At 72.2% G+C, this 15663-nt stretch carries 12 protein-coding genes; 11 read left to right on the plus strand and 1 reads right to left on the minus strand.

From position 1 onward, the window contains the following. Positions 1-37 precede the first annotated feature (37 nt). Positions 38-1141: a family 2 glycosyl transferase gene (locus ACFP1K_RS13615; protein WP_380751690.1), complete on the plus strand. Its 1104-nt coding sequence runs from the start codon at positions 38-40 to the stop codon at positions 1139-1141. After that, entirely contained in the window at positions 1138-2853 is a 1716-nt protein-coding gene (locus tag ACFP1K_RS13620; RefSeq protein ID WP_380751693.1) for a glycosyltransferase, read from the plus strand. The genes ACFP1K_RS13615 and ACFP1K_RS13620 overlap by 4 nt, the downstream gene beginning before the upstream one ends. A 600-nt stretch (positions 2854-3453) precedes the next feature. Here ACFP1K_RS13620 and ACFP1K_RS13625 read toward each other — a convergent pair. Continuing rightward, on the minus strand, positions 3454-4929 hold the full coding sequence (locus tag ACFP1K_RS13625; RefSeq protein ID WP_380751696.1) for a glycosyltransferase: 1476 nt from the start codon (positions 4927-4929) through the stop codon (positions 3454-3456). Positions 4930-5374: 445 nt separating this feature from the next. On the opposite strand from ACFP1K_RS13625, the gene thrC reads away from it, so the two are divergent. From thrC to ACFP1K_RS13670, 9 genes are all read left to right on the plus strand, one after another. Beyond that, complete coding sequence (gene thrC, locus ACFP1K_RS13630; RefSeq protein WP_380751700.1) at positions 5375-6433, plus strand: threonine synthase; 1059 nt, start codon at positions 5375-5377, stop codon at positions 6431-6433. A gap of 26 nt (positions 6434-6459) precedes the next feature. After that, positions 6460-7371 (plus strand): homoserine kinase, encoded by a 912-nt coding sequence (thrB, locus tag ACFP1K_RS13635; protein WP_380751704.1) that lies wholly within the window; start codon positions 6460-6462, stop codon positions 7369-7371. 451 nt (positions 7372-7822) lie between these two features. Next, positions 7823-9811: a transcription termination factor Rho gene (gene rho / locus ACFP1K_RS13640; protein ID WP_380751707.1), complete on the plus strand. Its 1989-nt coding sequence runs from the start codon at positions 7823-7825 to the stop codon at positions 9809-9811. Between the two features lie 433 nt (positions 9812-10244). After that, positions 10245-11447: a sensor histidine kinase gene (locus tag ACFP1K_RS13645; RefSeq protein ID WP_380751712.1), complete on the plus strand. Its 1203-nt coding sequence runs from the start codon at positions 10245-10247 to the stop codon at positions 11445-11447. A 16-nt stretch (positions 11448-11463) separates the two neighbouring features. Next, positions 11464-12117 (plus strand): response regulator transcription factor, encoded by a 654-nt coding sequence (locus ACFP1K_RS13650; RefSeq protein ID WP_380751715.1) that lies wholly within the window; start codon positions 11464-11466, stop codon positions 12115-12117. A gap of 151 nt (positions 12118-12268) precedes the next feature. After that, entirely contained in the window at positions 12269-12487 is a 219-nt protein-coding gene (gene rpmE / locus ACFP1K_RS13655; protein WP_380751718.1) for a 50S ribosomal protein L31, read from the plus strand. 131 nt (positions 12488-12618) lie between these two features. After that, complete coding sequence (gene prfA, locus ACFP1K_RS13660) at positions 12619-13671, plus strand: peptide chain release factor 1 (RefSeq protein WP_380751724.1); 1053 nt, start codon at positions 12619-12621, stop codon at positions 13669-13671. 34 nt (positions 13672-13705) lie between these two features. Continuing rightward, a complete protein-coding gene (prmC, locus tag ACFP1K_RS13665) occupies positions 13706-14560 on the plus strand; it encodes a peptide chain release factor N(5)-glutamine methyltransferase (protein ID WP_380751727.1) in 855 nt (284 codons plus the stop codon). A gap of 45 nt (positions 14561-14605) precedes the next feature. Further along, positions 14606-15640, plus strand: coding sequence for an L-threonylcarbamoyladenylate synthase (locus tag ACFP1K_RS13670; RefSeq protein ID WP_380751733.1), 1035 nt, complete (start codon positions 14606-14608; stop codon positions 15638-15640). Positions 15641-15663: the final 23 nt, after the last annotated feature.

The following is a 15663-nucleotide window of genomic DNA, read 5'->3' on the forward strand; positions in this document are numbered from 1 at the left end:
CGGCGCGGCGGCGCGCCGGTGGGATGGAGGGTGGACGTTGGCAGAGGGTGACCCCACGCCGCTCGGCTACGCGCGGACACCGTCCGTGGGGACGGCGGACCTCGCGTTCGAGGACGGGCGCCCCGTCGCGGCCGGGGAGGCGGTGGAGCCGCCGCTGACCTCGGCGGACGTGGTGCGGCTGCGGCCGTACGACGGGCTGCGGGTCCGGTGGCCGGCCGGTCGTGACGGCGTGCTGGAGACGGTGCTCGCGCTCGCGGCGGCCGGGGTTCCGGTGTACGCCGACGAGGTGCCCGCCTGGGTCGAGGAGGCCGACGCCGAGCTGGCGGGCCTGCTCACCTCGTGGGCGCCCGGCCCGGCCGACCCGTCGGTGCGGTCGGTGCGCGACCTGCGCCGGGAGGAGCACAGCGTCCGGCTGCGGCGCCACGCCATGCGGCCGCCGGATCCCGCGCCCGCGGTGAGCGTCGTGATGTGCAGCAAGCGGCCGCATCTGCTGGGGTCGGCGCTGGCCCAGATCGCCGGGCAGCGTCATGTGCGGGCCGAGGTGGTGCTGGGGCTGCACGGCGTGCCGGCCTCGCGTCCCGAGGTGGCGGCGGCCGTCGAGGGGTTCCCGCTGCCGCTCACCGTGGTGGAGGCGGACGCGGAGACGCCGTTCGGGGAGGTGCTGCGGGACGTGGCCGGGCGGGCGTCCGGGGACGATCTCGCCAAGTGGGACGACGACGACTGGTACTCGCCGGAGCATCTGGCGGACCTGGCGCTGGCCCGGCGGCACTCGGAGGCCGACATCGTGGGGACGGCGGCGGAGTTCTTCTACCTGGAGCCGCTGGAGCTGACGGTGCGGCGGACCGACTACACCAGCGAGGTGTTCTCCGATCACGTGGCCGGCGGCACGATCCTTGTCTCCCGCGAGAAATACCACGAAATAGGGGGATTTGAGGGGGTGACCCGGGGGGTCGACTCCACCTTCCTCAAGAGCGCCCACGCCGCCGGGGCCCGCATCTACCGTGCCCACGGCCTCGGCTACGTCCTGCGCCGCTCCCTCGCCGAGGACCACACCTGGCGCCTGCCCCTCGCGCACTTCCTGCGGGTCGCGACCAACCAATGGCGCGGCTTCCGCCCGAGCCGCATTCTGGAAGCCTCATGACCTCCCGCGTCCCCGGCACTCTTCCCCCCACCGATCCCCGCGGCGGCGACGTTCCCGTCACCCCCCCTCCCGCCGTCCCCCGCGTGCGCGGCAACGACTACACCGTGCTGGACCCGCCCGCGCTCGGCGCCTGGGCACCCACGCTGCGGGTCAGCGTGGTCATCCCCGCCTATAACGGGCAGCAGGCGCTGGACCTCGTGCTCGCCGGGCTGGCCGCGCAGACCTACCCCGCGGAGCTGACCGAGGTCATCGTGGTGGACAACGGCAGCAGCCCGGCGCTCCGCCTGCCGCCGATCCGCCCGCCGGGCACGCGGCTGATCACCTGTGCGACTCCCGGGCGGGCGAACGCGCGCAACGCCGGGCTGGCGGCGGCCACCGGCGACGTCGTGCACTGGCTGGACTCCGACGTGATCCCCGACCGGCACGAGGTCGAGGCGCACATGCGGTGGCACCATCAGGCGCCGTATCTCGTCGTCACCGGCTACCTGCGGTTCACCACCGCCGCCCTGCCGTCGCCGGACGTGGTGGCCTCCGGCGATCTGGCCGCGCTGTTCGAGCCGGCCGAGCCGCACGAGTGGCTGGTGGACCTCGTGGCCCGCACCAACGGGCTCACCGAGGCCTCCGGGCGGGCGTTCAGCCTGCACGTCGGCGGGGCCACGTCGGTCGGGCGGCTCCTCATCGAGCGGGCCGGGCCGATGGACGAGGAGCTGGCTCTCGGCCAGGACACCGAGATGGGATACCGCCTCGCCCAGGCCGGGGCCGTGTTCGTCCCCGAGCCGCTGGCCTGCGGCTACCACCTCGGGCCGTCCATGCGGATGCGCGACAAGCGCCTCATCGACCGTGTCAGCCACGCGACGATCGCCGACCGGGTGCCGCCGTACCGCTGGCTGCGCACGCACCCCACCCGGCAGTGGAAGGTGCCGTACCTTGAGGTCGTCGTCGAGGCGGCCGGGTACGAGGACACCAGGGCCACCGTGGACGCCGTGCTGGCGGGAACGGTCCCGGACGTGTCGGTCCTGCTCGTCGGCCCCTTCGACACCCTGGTACCCGAACGCCGGGCGCCGCTCACCGATCCGTCGCTGGACCTCGCCCTGATCCGCGGCCACTTCGCCTACGAGGCCCGGGTGCGTCTCGTCGCGGCCCCGCCCGAGCGGGTCGCCCCCTTCCGGCTGTGCCTGCCCGCCGGGTGGCTGCCCGGGGAGGACACACTGGCGCGCCTGCTGGATCTCGCGGTCGACGACGGCCACGGTCTGGTCGGTGTACTGCTGTCCGAGTCCCCCGAGGGCCTGGCCGTAGCACGGCTGGAGCGCCGGTCCGCCTTCTCCCGCGCCGCCTTCTTCGCCTCCACCCCCCTCGACGACGCGGTGGACGACGTCTCCGGCACCCTGTGGACGGACGCCGAGACCTGGGGTTTCGTCCCCGCCGACGACGCCACCCCCCCCAAAGGCCGCCGGATGGCCTACCGGGCCCGCCTGGAGACCGAAGCCGAGCTGGCGAGACTGAACAAAGAAGCCGAACGCCTCCGCGCCCAGGTGGCCAAGTGGCGCGAGGAGTCGGCCCGCTGGCGCAAGTCCGCCGTAGACCTCCGCCGCGAGGTAGGCACCCTCCGCCGAGAAGTCAGCTCCTTGAAATCCAGCCGCCTCCGCACAGTGATCAAACGCATCTCCGTCCGCCTCCCCCGCCGCCCAGACGACGCCCAGCCTCTCCCATAACCCCCCGCTCCACCGCCCCCCGACGACCCCACCGAAGCCCCACCGGCGTCGTCTCACCGGCACCACGGCAGCCAGGGATCCTGAGGGGACTGGTCCATGTGCGCTGGGTCGTGGTCGTCTTTCCCAGGAACCTGAGGGTGATCGGTTTGTGTGGGCTGGTCGGGGTTGTCTTCCCGGGAACCTGAGGGTGATCGGTTTGTGTGGGCTGGTCGTGGTCGTCTTATCCGGGAACCTGAGCGCGACCGGTCTGCGCCCGCAGGTCGGGGTCGCCTTACCGGCGCCGAGACGGCGGGACGTGGTACGGCGAATACGGCGCCGCCGTACGGCGGGACACCGGTCCCTACGGAACGTGTTGCGGTGGAGCACGGTGAGCCCGGCAGGACCGGGGGTGCGGGGGTGTCCCCCGCAGAAGAACAGCCCTTGCGGCTTCCGCGCGGAGCGCGCCCTTCGCGAGGACCGTTTCACCAGGCGCTCGCGCACATCGGGTTGCCCGCCGTACGACGGCGCCGGTTTCGCCGTACCACGTCCCGCCGTCTCGGCGCCGGGAGTGCTGCGACCTGCGGAGGGCGAAAGGGGGCAGCCTGTGTCCGGGGGGATGGGTCAGCGGCCGCGTAGGGGGAGGCGGAAGCGGCGGGAGGGGTTCTTGGGTGGGGTGGGGTCGGTGGGGGGTGTGGGGGTGGGGGTGGGCCAGAAGCGGGTTGCGGGGGGGTGGAGGACGCCGTGGGTTTGGGTTATTACCTCGTCTATGGGGTCGGTGGGGGTGGCTAGGAGGCGGGCTCGGTTGATGGCGTCGGTGCGTTCGAGGCGGGAGGGGCGGCCGTCGGGGTGGGTGGTGATCAGGAGGCCGGCGCGTTCCTCGGTCATGAGTTTGATCATGGATTGCAGGGTGCGGGGGGACAGGGGGATGTCGATCGGGCCGGTGTAGCGGAAAGGAATGGGGGAGGGGTCGGGGGTGGGGGCGAGGGCCAGGTGGACGGCGGGGTCGTGGCGGAAGTTCGACTGGATCAGGCGGAGTTCGTTGGCGGGGTCGCCCAGCACGGGGTGGCGGGAGTCGTCGGGCCAGGGGGCGACGAGGGTGACGCGTACGTCGGGGACGGTGCCGGTGAGGGCGGCGGTGACGGCGGCGCGGGCCTCGGGCTCGGTGGCGCCGGCGGCGTCGAGGACGATCTCGACGTAGGGGACGAGCCAGTTGCGGCCGGGTTCCTTGCGCAGGTCGCGGCGCAGGGGAACGCGGTGGGCGAGGTAGGGCGTGACGACGCGCACGATGGCGTCGCCGTCGACCCGCTGGGCGGGCAGGCCGAGGTGGACCGCGCGGGCGTCGAGGTCGGGCACGAAGACGGCGCCGCTCATGGCGAGACGGTAGGCGAACTCGGTGTCCTGCCCCCGCCGCACCTCGGGGTCGAACCCGCCCACCCGGTGGAACAGCTCGCGCCGGAACGACACGGTGGGCCCGGTGCACACGTGGTACGGATTCTTGCTGGCCCGAAGCCCGTCCAGCCGCCGGATCGTCGCCTCGGTGGAACTCGGCACCGCCCGCGACATGTCGAACAACGCGTCCAGTTCCCCGGCGGCCACCGCGTCCCGCACCCGCTCGGGCGTCAGCGGCGGCTCCTCGGCGAACACCTTCCCGCCGATGGTGACCACCTGGTCGGTGAGGTGGTGCCACCGCATCAGCGCCTCGATGTGCTCCCGGCAGATCACCATGTCCGCGTCCAGCCGCTGCACGACGTCACCGGACGCCGCCCCGGCCCCGGTGTTCAGCGCGTGCGAGGCTCCCCAGCCGTCGTCCGGCGCGGTCATCAGCCGGGTGCCCGGGGGCCGGATCGCGGGGAGCCGCAGCGCCGGACGGCTGCCGTCGTCGACGACGATGACCTCCATCAGCTCCGCCGGGTACGTCTGGGCGGCCAGGGAGGCGAGCGTCAGGTCGAGCCGGTCCTGGTGGCCGTACGCGGGGATGACGACGCTGACGGTCAGCGCGGGGGTCCACTCGCCGAGCGGGGGCGGGATCAGCGGGGAGTAGTCGTTGTGGCGGATCCTCGGCCGGTCGCCCGGCGCGATGGCTCTGGTATCTGCCATAGGAATAAAGCCCTTGTCTCCTTCGTGAACAGGCACCCGGGGCCCCGCCCGGTTGATGCCTAAAAATTATGGAAGATCCGAATTTGCAGATCCCAGACCGGAAAATCGACTCTATCCAAACACTCTGAGAGCTTCATGTGAGCTTCCCCCGCCCGCGTCGGCGACGCCGCCGCGAAGGCCCGATGACATCGGGGTATAGGTACGGTTTCAGCCTGTGGACAGACGCGCGCCCCGCCGCGCCACCGCCGTAGACTCGTTTCCCTGATACCGCTGCCATATGCGGTGTCCGCGGAAGTTCACCGGTCGCCCGCCGCCAAGGCGGCGCTCCCTGCGGAGCACGGGAAGCCGGCGCCGGGGAACACCGTGGCCACCGTGCCCGGCGGACCCATTGATAAGCCCCCCACAGCCCGCTGCGCGAGCAGGGCCGGGGGCAGGAGGAGCGGCGATGTTGACGGCGTGGCGTGGCCTCATCGAGGAGTACCGTGACCGGCTTCCCGTGACCTCGACGACGCCCGTGGTCACCCTGCTGGAGGGCGGCACGCCGCTGCTCCCGGCCCCGCGGCTCTCCGACCTCACCGGGTGCGACGTCCATCTCAAGGTCGAGGGACTCAACCCCACCGGCAGCTTCAAGGACCGCGGCATGACCGTGGCAATCAGCAAGGCCCTGGAAGAGGGCGCCAAGGCGGTCATCTGCGCCTCCACCGGCAACACCAGCGCCTCCGCCGCGGCCTACGCCGTGCGCGCGGGCCTGACCTGCGCGGTCCTGGTGCCGCGCGGCAAGATCGCGATGGGCAAGCTGGCGCAGGCCCTGGTGCACGGCGCCAAGCTCCTCCAGGTCGACGGCTCCTTCGACGACTGCCTCGACATGACGCGCAAGCTCGCGGAGAACTACCCCATCGCCCTGGTCAACTCGGTCAACCCCCACCGCATCCAGGGCCAGAAGACCGCGGCCTTCGAGATCGTCGACGCGCTCGGCGACGCGCCCGAGATCCACTGCATCCCCGTCGGCAACGCCGGCAACATCACGGCCTACTGGATGGGCTACCAGGAGTACGCCGCGGACGGCATCGCCACCCGCACGCCCCGCATGCTGGGCTTCCAGGCCAGCGGCTCCGCGCCCATCGTGAACGGCGCCCCGGTGACCCACCCCCACACCATCGCCACCGCGATCCGCATCGGCAACCCCGCCTCCTGGCGGCTCGCCGAGGCGGCGCGCGACGAGTCCGGGGGCGACATCCAGGCCGTCACCGACCGGCGGATCGCCGCGGCGTACAAGCTCCTGGCCCAGGAGGAGGGCGTCTTCGTCGAGCTGGCCTCCGCGGCGAGCGTGGCGGGCCTGCTCCAGGCGCACGAGCGCGGCATGGTGCGCCCCGGACAGCGGATCGTGTGCACGGTGACCGGCAACGGGCTGAAGGACCCCGACTGGGCGATCTCCGGCGCGCCGACGCCGCTGACCATCCCCGTCGACGCCTACGCCGCGGCCGGCGCGCTCGAACTCGCCTGACGACCCGCCCGACGCAGAGGAAACGTATGGCAACGATCCCGTCCGTCGTCGTTCGCGTGCCCGCGACCAGCGCCAACCTCGGCCCGGGCTTCGACTCCCTGGGCCTGGCGCTGACCTTGTACGACGAGGTGGAGGCCGCGCTGGCCGACGGGCCCGTCGAGGTACATGTCGACGGCGAGGGCGCGGGGGAGCTGGACACCGGCGAGGGGCATCTGATCGTCCGCGTGATGCGGGCGGCGTTCGACCGCGCCGGGGCGCCGCAGCCCAAGGGGGTGCGGCTGCGCTGCCACAACCGCATCCCGCACGCGCGCGGCCTCGGCTCCTCGTCGGCGGCGATCTGCGCGGGCATCCTGGCCGCGCGTGCGCTGGGCGGCCTCGATCTGCCCGACGACGAGGTGTACGCGCTGGCCGCCGAGATCGAAGGTCATCCGGACAATGTCGCGCCCTGTCTATTCGGTGGTCTTACCATCGCGTGGACTGACATGTCCGGATTGCCCGGTAAACTGGTGTTGAGCCCGCACGAAAGCGTTCATCCGCTGGTCTTCGTGCCGAGAACCCGGCTGTCCACCGAGGAGGCGCGCGGGCTCTTGCCGAAGGACGTGCCGCACGCCGACGCGGCGGCCAACGCCGGACGCGCCGCCCTGCTCGTCGCAGCGCTCACCCAGCGACCGGACAGCAGGGTGCTGCTCACCGCCACCGAAGACCGTCTGCATCAGGCCTACCGCGCGCCTGCGATGCCGCAGACCGCTGACCTGGTAGAACGACTCCGCGTGGCGGGGATGCCCGCCGTCGTTTCGGGGGCCGGACCCACGGTTCTCGTGTTCGGGACCGCGGACACCCGTGATTCGATCGCGTCGGAAGTGGGTAGTGACTGGCACATCCAGCCATTGAACGTCGACCGGTCCGGTGCGCTCGTTCAGTTTCCCGAGACACGCTGATGCATCTTCGACCTTCAAGGAATAGCAGTGTGCGCTGGTGATGTTAGGCTGATAGCCGCACCAGATGCCCCCGTTGCGGGTGCGTGCTTGTCAGCCATACATCGCCGCGTGGCGCCCCGTGCCGTAAGGCCCGGGCCGCGTAGCGGGCTTCCCGAATTCCTCGCCTCCGTTTGGCCCACAACCGGTTGGCGCGTCGAGAAGCGGCGTACTCGGGGACATGCGCGTTCGACTGACATCGACATCTGGGCGGCGATAACAAGCCGGGGGGCGACCCCCGGGCCCCCAACGGCTCGCGAATCTCAACGGTGACGGCCACGTGCCGGTTCGACGCACCGGCTTCCCGACACCTACGAAGTTCGCTTGGCCCGACCCGGTCTGTCCCGCCGGGTCGCATCACCGGGACGCCTGGCTGATCACGGCCGACGCCCGACCCCTGGGAAGGACCTTTTAGTTGAGCGACACCACCGAACTCCTCTCCGACGCCACCAGCGCAGCCGCGCCGGCCGCCGGCGACACCCCCACCCGCGCCGCGGCCCGGCCGCGCCGTCGCTCCGGCACCGGCCTGTCGGCCATGGTGCTCCCCGAGCTCCAGGCTCTGGCGTCGAGCCTCGGCATCAGCGGGACCGGGCGCATGCGCAAGGGCCAGCTCATCGCGGCGATCCAGGAGAAGCAGGGCGTGAGCGCCGAGAGCGCCCCGGCCCCCGCTGCGGAGGCGCCGGCCGCGCCGGTCGCCGCCGACCCGCCCGCCGAGCGCCCCACCCGTACCCGCAGGGAACGTTCCCGTCCGGCACCGGTCGAGGCCGTCGCCGAGACGCGTGACGAGCGGCCCGCCGTGGCCGAGACGCCCGCCGTCGAGCAGGCTCCCGCCGCCGTGTCCCCCGCCCCCGACGCCGTGCAGGCCGCTCAGGCCGAGACCCGGCCCGAGCGTGGCGAGTCCCGCCGTGAGCGCGGGGAGCGCCGCGGACGTGGCGACCGCCGCGATCGGGGCGACAACCGGCCCGACAACCGTAATGACAACAGCCGTCCCGAGCAGCGCGCCGCGGACGCCGGCGACGGCCGCCGCGACCAGGGCCGGGAGCAGTCGCGTGACCAGGGCCGCGAGCAGGGCCGTGACCAAGGTCGCGACCAGGGCCGCGACCAGGGCCGTGACCGCGGTGGCGACCGCGGCGTGGACCGTGGCGTGGACCGCGGCGGGGACCCGCAGGGCGACGACGACCGCCGTGGCCGTCGTGGCCGGTTCAGGGAGCGCAACCGCCGGGGCCGCGACCGCTTCGACAGCAACGAGCCCGTGATCGGCGACGACGACGTCCTCATCCCGATCGCCGGCATCCTCGACATCCTCGACAACTACGCGTTCGTGCGCACCAGCGGCTACCTGCCGGGCGCCAACGACGTGTACGTCTCGCTGGCCCAGATCCGCCGGCACAACCTGCGCAAGGGCGACGTCATCACCGGCGCCGTGCGCCAGCCCCGCGACGGCGAGCGCCGCGAGAAGTTCAACGCCCTCGTGCGGCTGGACACCGTCAACGGCATGGACCCCGAGCAGTCGCGAGGCCGTCCGGACTTCTCCAAGCTCACCCCCCTGTACCCGCAGGAGCGGCTGCGCCTGGAGACCGACCCGAACATCCTGACGACCCGGATCATCGACCTGGTCGCCCCGATCGGCAAGGGTCAGCGCGGTCTGATCGTCTCCCCGCCCAAGGCGGGTAAGACGATGGTTCTCCAGTCGATCGCCAACGCGATCACCCGGAACAACCCCGAGTGCCACCTGATGGTCGTCCTCGTGGACGAGCGTCCCGAAGAGGTCACCGACATGCAGCGGTCGGTGAAGGGCGAGGTCATCCACTCGACCTTCGACCGTCCCGCCGAGGACCACACCACCGTCGCCGAGCTCGCCATCGAGCGCGCCAAGCGGCTCGTGGAGCTCGGTCACGACGTGGTCGTGCTGCTCGACTCCATCACCCGTCTCGGCCGTGCCTACAACCTGGCGGCCCCGGCGTCCGGGCGCATCCTGTCCGGTGGTGTCGACTCCACGGCGCTGTACCCGCCCAAGCGGTTCTTCGGCGCGGCCCGCAACATCGAGAACGGCGGCTCGCTGACCATTCTCGCGACGGCGCTGGTCGAGACCGGCTCCAAGATGGACGAGGTCATCTTCGAAGAGTTCAAGGGCACCGGCAACGCCGAGCTGAAGCTCAACCGCTCCCTGGCCGACAAGCGAATCTTCCCCGCGGTGGACGTCGACGCGTCCGGCACCCGCAAGGAGGAGATCCTGCTGTCCAAGGACGAGCTGCAGATCGTGTGGAAGCTCCGCCGCGTCCTGCACGCCCTCGACATGCAGCAGGCCCTGGAACTCCTGCTGGAGAAGATGCGCGAGACCCAGTCCAACGCGGAGTTCCTGCTCCAGGTGCAGAAGACCACGGTCAGCTCCGAGCGCGACTGACCTTCGTCGCAAGACAGACGAGTTCCCGCAGACCCGACGGCACCCCCGGCCCCCGCACCGGCCGGCCCGCCGGGACGGGAACCTCGTGAACGGGGAAAACGTCACCCGGGGACCGACGACGGCCGCCCTCCCGCGCCGCCGTCCGTCCCCGCGTCCCGATACGCCACCTCCTGCGTCTCCAACGCCTGTTCACCAGCTCTTCCCGTGATCCCCGGAACCGGCTCCGGCCGGCCGGGGTGGGGTTGTCCCCACCTCGGCGACTCGTGGCCGCCACATGGTGTTCGGGGGCGGGGGTTGACAGGCTTGGGGCCTGACGTCGGGGCTTGGAAAGGGGCGGGTGATGGTGGCGTGGGCTGGGGCGGGTGAGCGCCCGCCTTTGCGGGAAAGGGTTCCGTTAGGGCCTCGGGGGCCGTTGGGGCTGTTCGTCGATCCGATGACATGGCGGGCGGCGGCGTATCTGCTGCTCAGCATCGTGCCGGGGATCTTCTGGTTCGTGGTGCTGGCGTTCGCCGTGCCGGTGTCCCTGAGCTTGGTCATCGTGTGGGTCGGGCTGCCGCTGTTCCTGCTGACCATGTTGTGCTGGCGAGGGGGCGCCGTCCTGGAACGCCGTCTCATGCGGCCGGCCTTCGGCATCACCATCGCCGAGCCCTACCGGCCGTGGCCGGACGGGGGCTGGCTGCGCCGCCTGTTCTGGCTGCCGTCCGACCCGGCGACGTGGAAGGACTTCGGGTACCTCCTGCTGCTGTTCCCCCTGAGCCTCGTCGAGTTCACCGTGTCGGCCGTGTTGTGGACGGCGTCGCTGGGCCTGGTCGCCCAGCCCTTGCTCGTCCTGCTGCAGCTTCCGACCTCGATCACCGACACCGTGATGGTCGACAACCTGCCGGAGTCCGTGCCCTGGGCGCTGCTGGGCCTGCTGATCACCGCCGGCACGCTCTACGTGGTCCGCGGAATGGCGTGGCTGCACGGCATGCTCGCCGTGGCGCTGCTCGGCGCCGGCGACGAGGAGCGGGTCATCCACCTGCGGGCCAGCCGGGCGCGCGGCGTGGACGCCGCCGAGGCCGAGCGCCGCAGGATCGAACGGGACCTGCACGACGGCGCACAGCAGCGGCTGCTCGCGGTCGCCATGGATCTCGGCCGCGCCCAGTCCAAGATGGAGTCCGACCCCGCCGAGGCCAAGGAACTGCTCGCCCAGGCGCACGCCGGGGCCAAGGCCGCCATCGCCGAGCTGCGCGACCTCGCCCGGGGGATCTACCCCGCCATCCTCACCGACCGCGGCCTGGACGCCGCCCTGTCCGCGCTGGCCGCCCGCGCGCCGATCCACGTGGACGTGTGGGTGGACACGGACGAACGCCCCCCGCCCGCGGTGGAGAGCATCGCCTACTTCGTGGTCGCCGAGTCGCTGACCAACATGGCCAAGCACTCGCTGGCCACCGAGGCGTCCGTCCGCGTCGGCAAGGAACGCGACCACGTGCTGGTCGAGATCTACGACAACGGCATGGGCGGCGCCGAGGCCCGCCCCGGCGGCGGCCTGGCCGGTCTCGCCGACCGCGCCGCCACCATCGACGGCACGCTGACCGTGCACAGCCCGCCCGGCGGCCCCACGACGATCTCGGCCCGGCTACCGTACGAATGGTGAGGACGACGGAACGCCCATGCGGGTCGTGATCGCCGAGGACTCGGTGCTGCTGCGCGAGGGCCTGGTCAGGCTGCTGGCCGACGGCGGCATCGAGACCGTCGCCGCGGTAGGCGACGGCGACGCCCTGATCGACGCCGTGCGCGAGCACCGGCCCGACCTGGCCCTGGTCGACGTGCGCATGCCCCCGAGCCACACCGACGAGGGCCTGCGCGCCGCCCTGAAAGCCCGCGCGCTGCGCCCCGGCCTGGCCGTGCTGGTCTTGTCGCAGTACGTCGAGGAGCACTACGCCACCGAGCTGATCGGCCGGAACGCCGCGGCGGTGGGCTACCTGCTCAAGGAGCGCGTCGCCGACGTCGCCGAGTTCCTGGAGGCCGTACGCCGCGTCGCGGGCGGCGGCACCGTCCTCGACCCCGACGTGGTGACGCAGCTGCTCAGCCGCCGCCGGGGCCACGTGCTGGACTCGCTCACCGCCCGGGAGTCCGAGGTGCTCGGCCTGATGGCGCAGGGCAGGTCGAACACCGCCATCGCCGGGCGGCTCGGCGTCACCGAGGGCGCCGTGGAGAAGCACATCTCGGGGATCTTCACCAAGCTCGGCCTGGACCCCGCGCCCGACGACCACCGCAGGGTCCTCGCCGTCCTCGCCTACATGAGCCGCCCCGGGCGGCCCTGAGCGGCCGGGAATGCCGGGTGGCCTGGCGGGGTTACAGGATCTGGCACACTGGTAGCCGGACAACGGCGGTTCCGGTTCACGCCCCAGGTCCCCGTCAGGCACGACGGCGACCGGCGAGGGCGACCCGGCGGCCGCACCAGGAAAGGAAATCATGAAGCCCGACATTCACCCCCAGTACGGCACCACTGAGGTGACCTGTAGCTGCGGCGCCAGCTTCACCACCCGAAGCACCGCCAAGAACGGCGTCATCCACGCCGACGTGTGCTCCGCCTGCCACCCGTTCTACACGGGCAAGCAGAAGATCCTGGACACCGGTGGCCGGGTGGCCCGCTTCGAGAAGCGTTTCGGCAAGAAGCCCGCGAGCAAGTAGCGCGACGAGAACGCCGGCCCGGACCACGCCCCGTCAGGGGTGTCGTCCGCAGGCCGGCGTTCTTGGTGACGACCCTCGGCGTTCGCCCGCCGTGACCATGTCCGCACCGATCGTGAGGGAGAGGACGCGCGGTGAAACTCGACGAGTTGCTCGGTGAGTACGCGAAGCTGGAACAGAGCCTCGCGGATCCCGCCGTGCACGCGGACCAGAACCGCGCGCGCACGCTCGGCAAGCGCTACGCCCAGCTCACCCCGGTCGTCACCACCTACCGCGAGCTCGAGGCTGTCCGGGCGGATCTCCAGGCCGCCAGGGAGCTGTCCGAGGAGGACGCCGCCTTCGCCGCCGAGGCCGAGGAGCTGGAGGCCCGCATCGCCCCCCTTGAGGAGCGGCTGCGCCACCTGCTGATCCCGCGCGACCCCAACGACGACAAAGACATCATCATGGAGATCAAGGCGGGCGAGGGCGGCGAGGAGTCGGCCCTGTTCGCCGGGGACCTCCTGCGCATGTACCTCCGCTACGCCGAGCGCGAGGGCTGGAAGACCGAGGTCATCGACGCTCAGCACTCCGATCTCGGCGGCTACAAGGACGTCACCGTCGCGATGAAGGCCAAGGGCGGGGACGGGGTGTGGGCGCGCCTGAAGTACGAGGGCGGCGTGCACCGGGTGCAGCGGGTGCCGGTCACCGAGTCGCAGGGCCGCATCCACACCTCCGCGGCGGGCGTGCTGGTGTACCCCGAGGCGGAGGAGGTCGAGGTCCAGATCGACCCCAATGACCTGCGGGTGGACGTGTTCCGCAGCTCGGGTCCCGGCGGCCAGAGCGTCAACACCACCGACTCCGCGGTGCGCATCACCCACGTGCCGACCGGCGTCGTGGTGTCCTGCCAGAACGAGAAGAGCCAGCTCCAGAACAAGGAGTCGGCGCTGCGCATCCTGCGGGCCCGGCTGCTGGCGATCGCGCAGGAGGAGGCCGAGGCCGTCGCGTCCGCCGAGCGGAAGTCGCAGGTCCGCACGGTCGACCGCTCCGAGCGCGTCCGCACGTACAACTTCCCGGAGAACCGCATCTCCGACCACCGCGTTGGATTCAAGGCCTACAACCTCGACCAGGTGCTGGACGGCGAGCTGAGCGCGGTCATCCAGGCTCTCACCGACGCCGACATGGCGGAGAAACTCGCCGCGCACGCCTGACGACACCGTTCACGGAGCGTTCACAAACACTGCCATGACCTTGCTGATGGACGAGATAGCGCTGGCCACCGCCCGGCTCGCCGAGGCGGGGGTTCCCTCACCGCGGACCGACGCCGAGGAGATCGCCGCGTTCGTCCACGGCGTGCGGCGCGGCCAGTTGCACACCGTGAAGGACGGCGAGTTCGACGCGCTGTTCTGGGAGGGCGTCGCGCGGCGGGAGGCCCGCGAGCCGCTCCAGCACATCACCGGGCGCGCCTACTTCCGCTACCTGTCCCTCGACGTGGGCCCCGGGGTCTTCGTGCCGCGCCCGGAGACCGAGGTGGTCGCCGGGTGGGCCATCGACCGGCTGCGCGAGATGGACGTCGCGTCGCCGCTGGTGGTGGACCTCGGCACCGGCTCGGGCGCCATCGCGCTGTCCATCGCCCAGGAGGTCGCGCTCGCCCAGGTGCACGCCGTCGAGGTGGACCCCGTGGCGTACGGCTGGGCCAAGCGCAACATCGTCGAGCACGGGCAGGGGCGCGTCTCGCTGCATCCGGAGGACCTCGCCGACTGCCTGCCCGAGCTGAACGGCCGGGTGGACCTCGTCGTGTCCAACCCGCCCTACATCCCGCCCGGCGCGGTGCCCCGCGACCCTGAGGTGCGCGACTACGACCCGTCCCGGGCGCTGTACGGCTCGGGGAAGGACGGGCTGGACGAGGTGCGGGCCGTCGAGCGCACGGCGCGCCGACTGCTGCGGCCCGGGGGGCTGGTCGCCGTCGAGCATTCCGACCAGCAGGGATCCGATGTGTACCTGGTCTTCTCCGAGGAACGCGGCTGGCGGGACACCCGCGACCACGAAGATCTTACCGGCCGGGACCGGTTCGTCACCGCGCGGTTCGGCCAGGAGTGACGCCGCGGCGCGAGGCGCCGGCGCCACGTGGGAGGATGACGAGTCGTGACACGACGTTATGACTGTGCCGACCCCGAGCAGCGGGCCGACGGCCTGGCCGCCGCGCTGGCGGCCATCCGGGCCGGCGAGCTCGTCGTCATCCCGACCGACACCGTGTACGGCGTCGGCGCCGACGCCTTCACGCCCGGGGCGGTCAACGCGCTCCTGGACGCCAAGGGCCGGGGCCGGGACGTGCCGGTGCCGGTGCTGGTGGGATCGGTGCGCGCGGCGAGCGCCCTGGTCGAGGAGCTCGGCAGCTACGGCCAGGATCTCATCGACATGTTCTGGCCCGGCCCGCTGACGCTGATCTGCCGGGCGGGCCGTTCGCTCACCTGGGATCTCGGCGACACCAAGGGCACCGTGGCGATCCGGATGCCGCTCCACTCGCTCGCGCTCGAACTGCTCAGGGAGACCGGCCCGATGGCCGTGAGCAGCGCCAACCGCACCGGCGCGCCACCCGCCACCACCGCCGCCGACGCCGAGGACCAGCTCGGCGACACCGTCGCCGTCTACCTGGACGGCGGCCCGTGCGCCGACAACGTCCCCTCCACCATCGTCGACCTCACCACGGCCGTCCCCCGCGTCCTGCGCCAGGGCGCGATCTCGGTGGAGAGACTCCGCAGCGTCATCGGCTACGTCGCCACCGACGGCGGCGCCGCCCCCACCCCGCCCTCCGAGCCCACCCCCGCCGACGCCGTCGAGCCGGTGTCCGAGTCGTCTCCCGGCGCGATCCCGGCCACCGAGCCCGCGTCCGAGCGGTCTCCCGGCGCCGCCGAGGCCACCGAGCCCGCGTCCGAGCAGGCCGCCGGTGCCACCGAGGCCACGTCCGGGCCGGCATCCGCCACCGTTCCTGCCGCCGACCCGGTTCCTGCTCCCGAGGTCGCTCCGGAAGCGCCGAAGGTCGCGGAGGAGCCGAAGGACGCGGAGGAGCCCAAGGACGCCGAGCCTGTGCGGACTGGCAAGCCTGATGAGGCGGGCGATTCCGCGCCGCGAGGGAGTGCGGGCAAGAGCGTGGAGCCGGGTGCCGGTTCCGGGGCCTGACTCATGCTCTATGGCTATCGCGG

This window comes from Sphaerisporangium aureirubrum (assembly GCF_042658925.1).
Classification (GTDB): domain Bacteria; phylum Actinomycetota; class Actinomycetes; order Streptosporangiales; family Streptosporangiaceae; genus Sphaerisporangium; species Sphaerisporangium aureirubrum.

Coding starts and splice junctions, on each gene's coding strand:
- ACFP1K_RS13620 (WP_380751693.1), top strand. CDS start 1,138: ATGACCTCCCGCGTCCCCGGCACTCTTCCCCCCACCGATCCCCGCGGC.
- ACFP1K_RS13625 (WP_380751696.1), bottom strand. CDS start 4,929: ATGGCAGATACCAGAGCCATCGCGCCGGGCGACCGGCCGAGGATCCGC.
- thrC (WP_380751700.1), top strand. CDS start 5,375: ATGTTGACGGCGTGGCGTGGCCTCATCGAGGAGTACCGTGACCGGCTT.
- thrB (WP_380751704.1), top strand. CDS start 6,460: ATGGCAACGATCCCGTCCGTCGTCGTTCGCGTGCCCGCGACCAGCGCC.
- ACFP1K_RS13645 (WP_380751712.1), top strand. CDS start 10,245: ATGACATGGCGGGCGGCGGCGTATCTGCTGCTCAGCATCGTGCCGGGG.
- ACFP1K_RS13650 (WP_380751715.1), top strand. CDS start 11,464: ATGCGGGTCGTGATCGCCGAGGACTCGGTGCTGCTGCGCGAGGGCCTG.
- rpmE (WP_380751718.1), top strand. CDS start 12,269: ATGAAGCCCGACATTCACCCCCAGTACGGCACCACTGAGGTGACCTGT.
- prmC (WP_380751727.1), top strand. CDS start 13,706: ATGACCTTGCTGATGGACGAGATAGCGCTGGCCACCGCCCGGCTCGCC.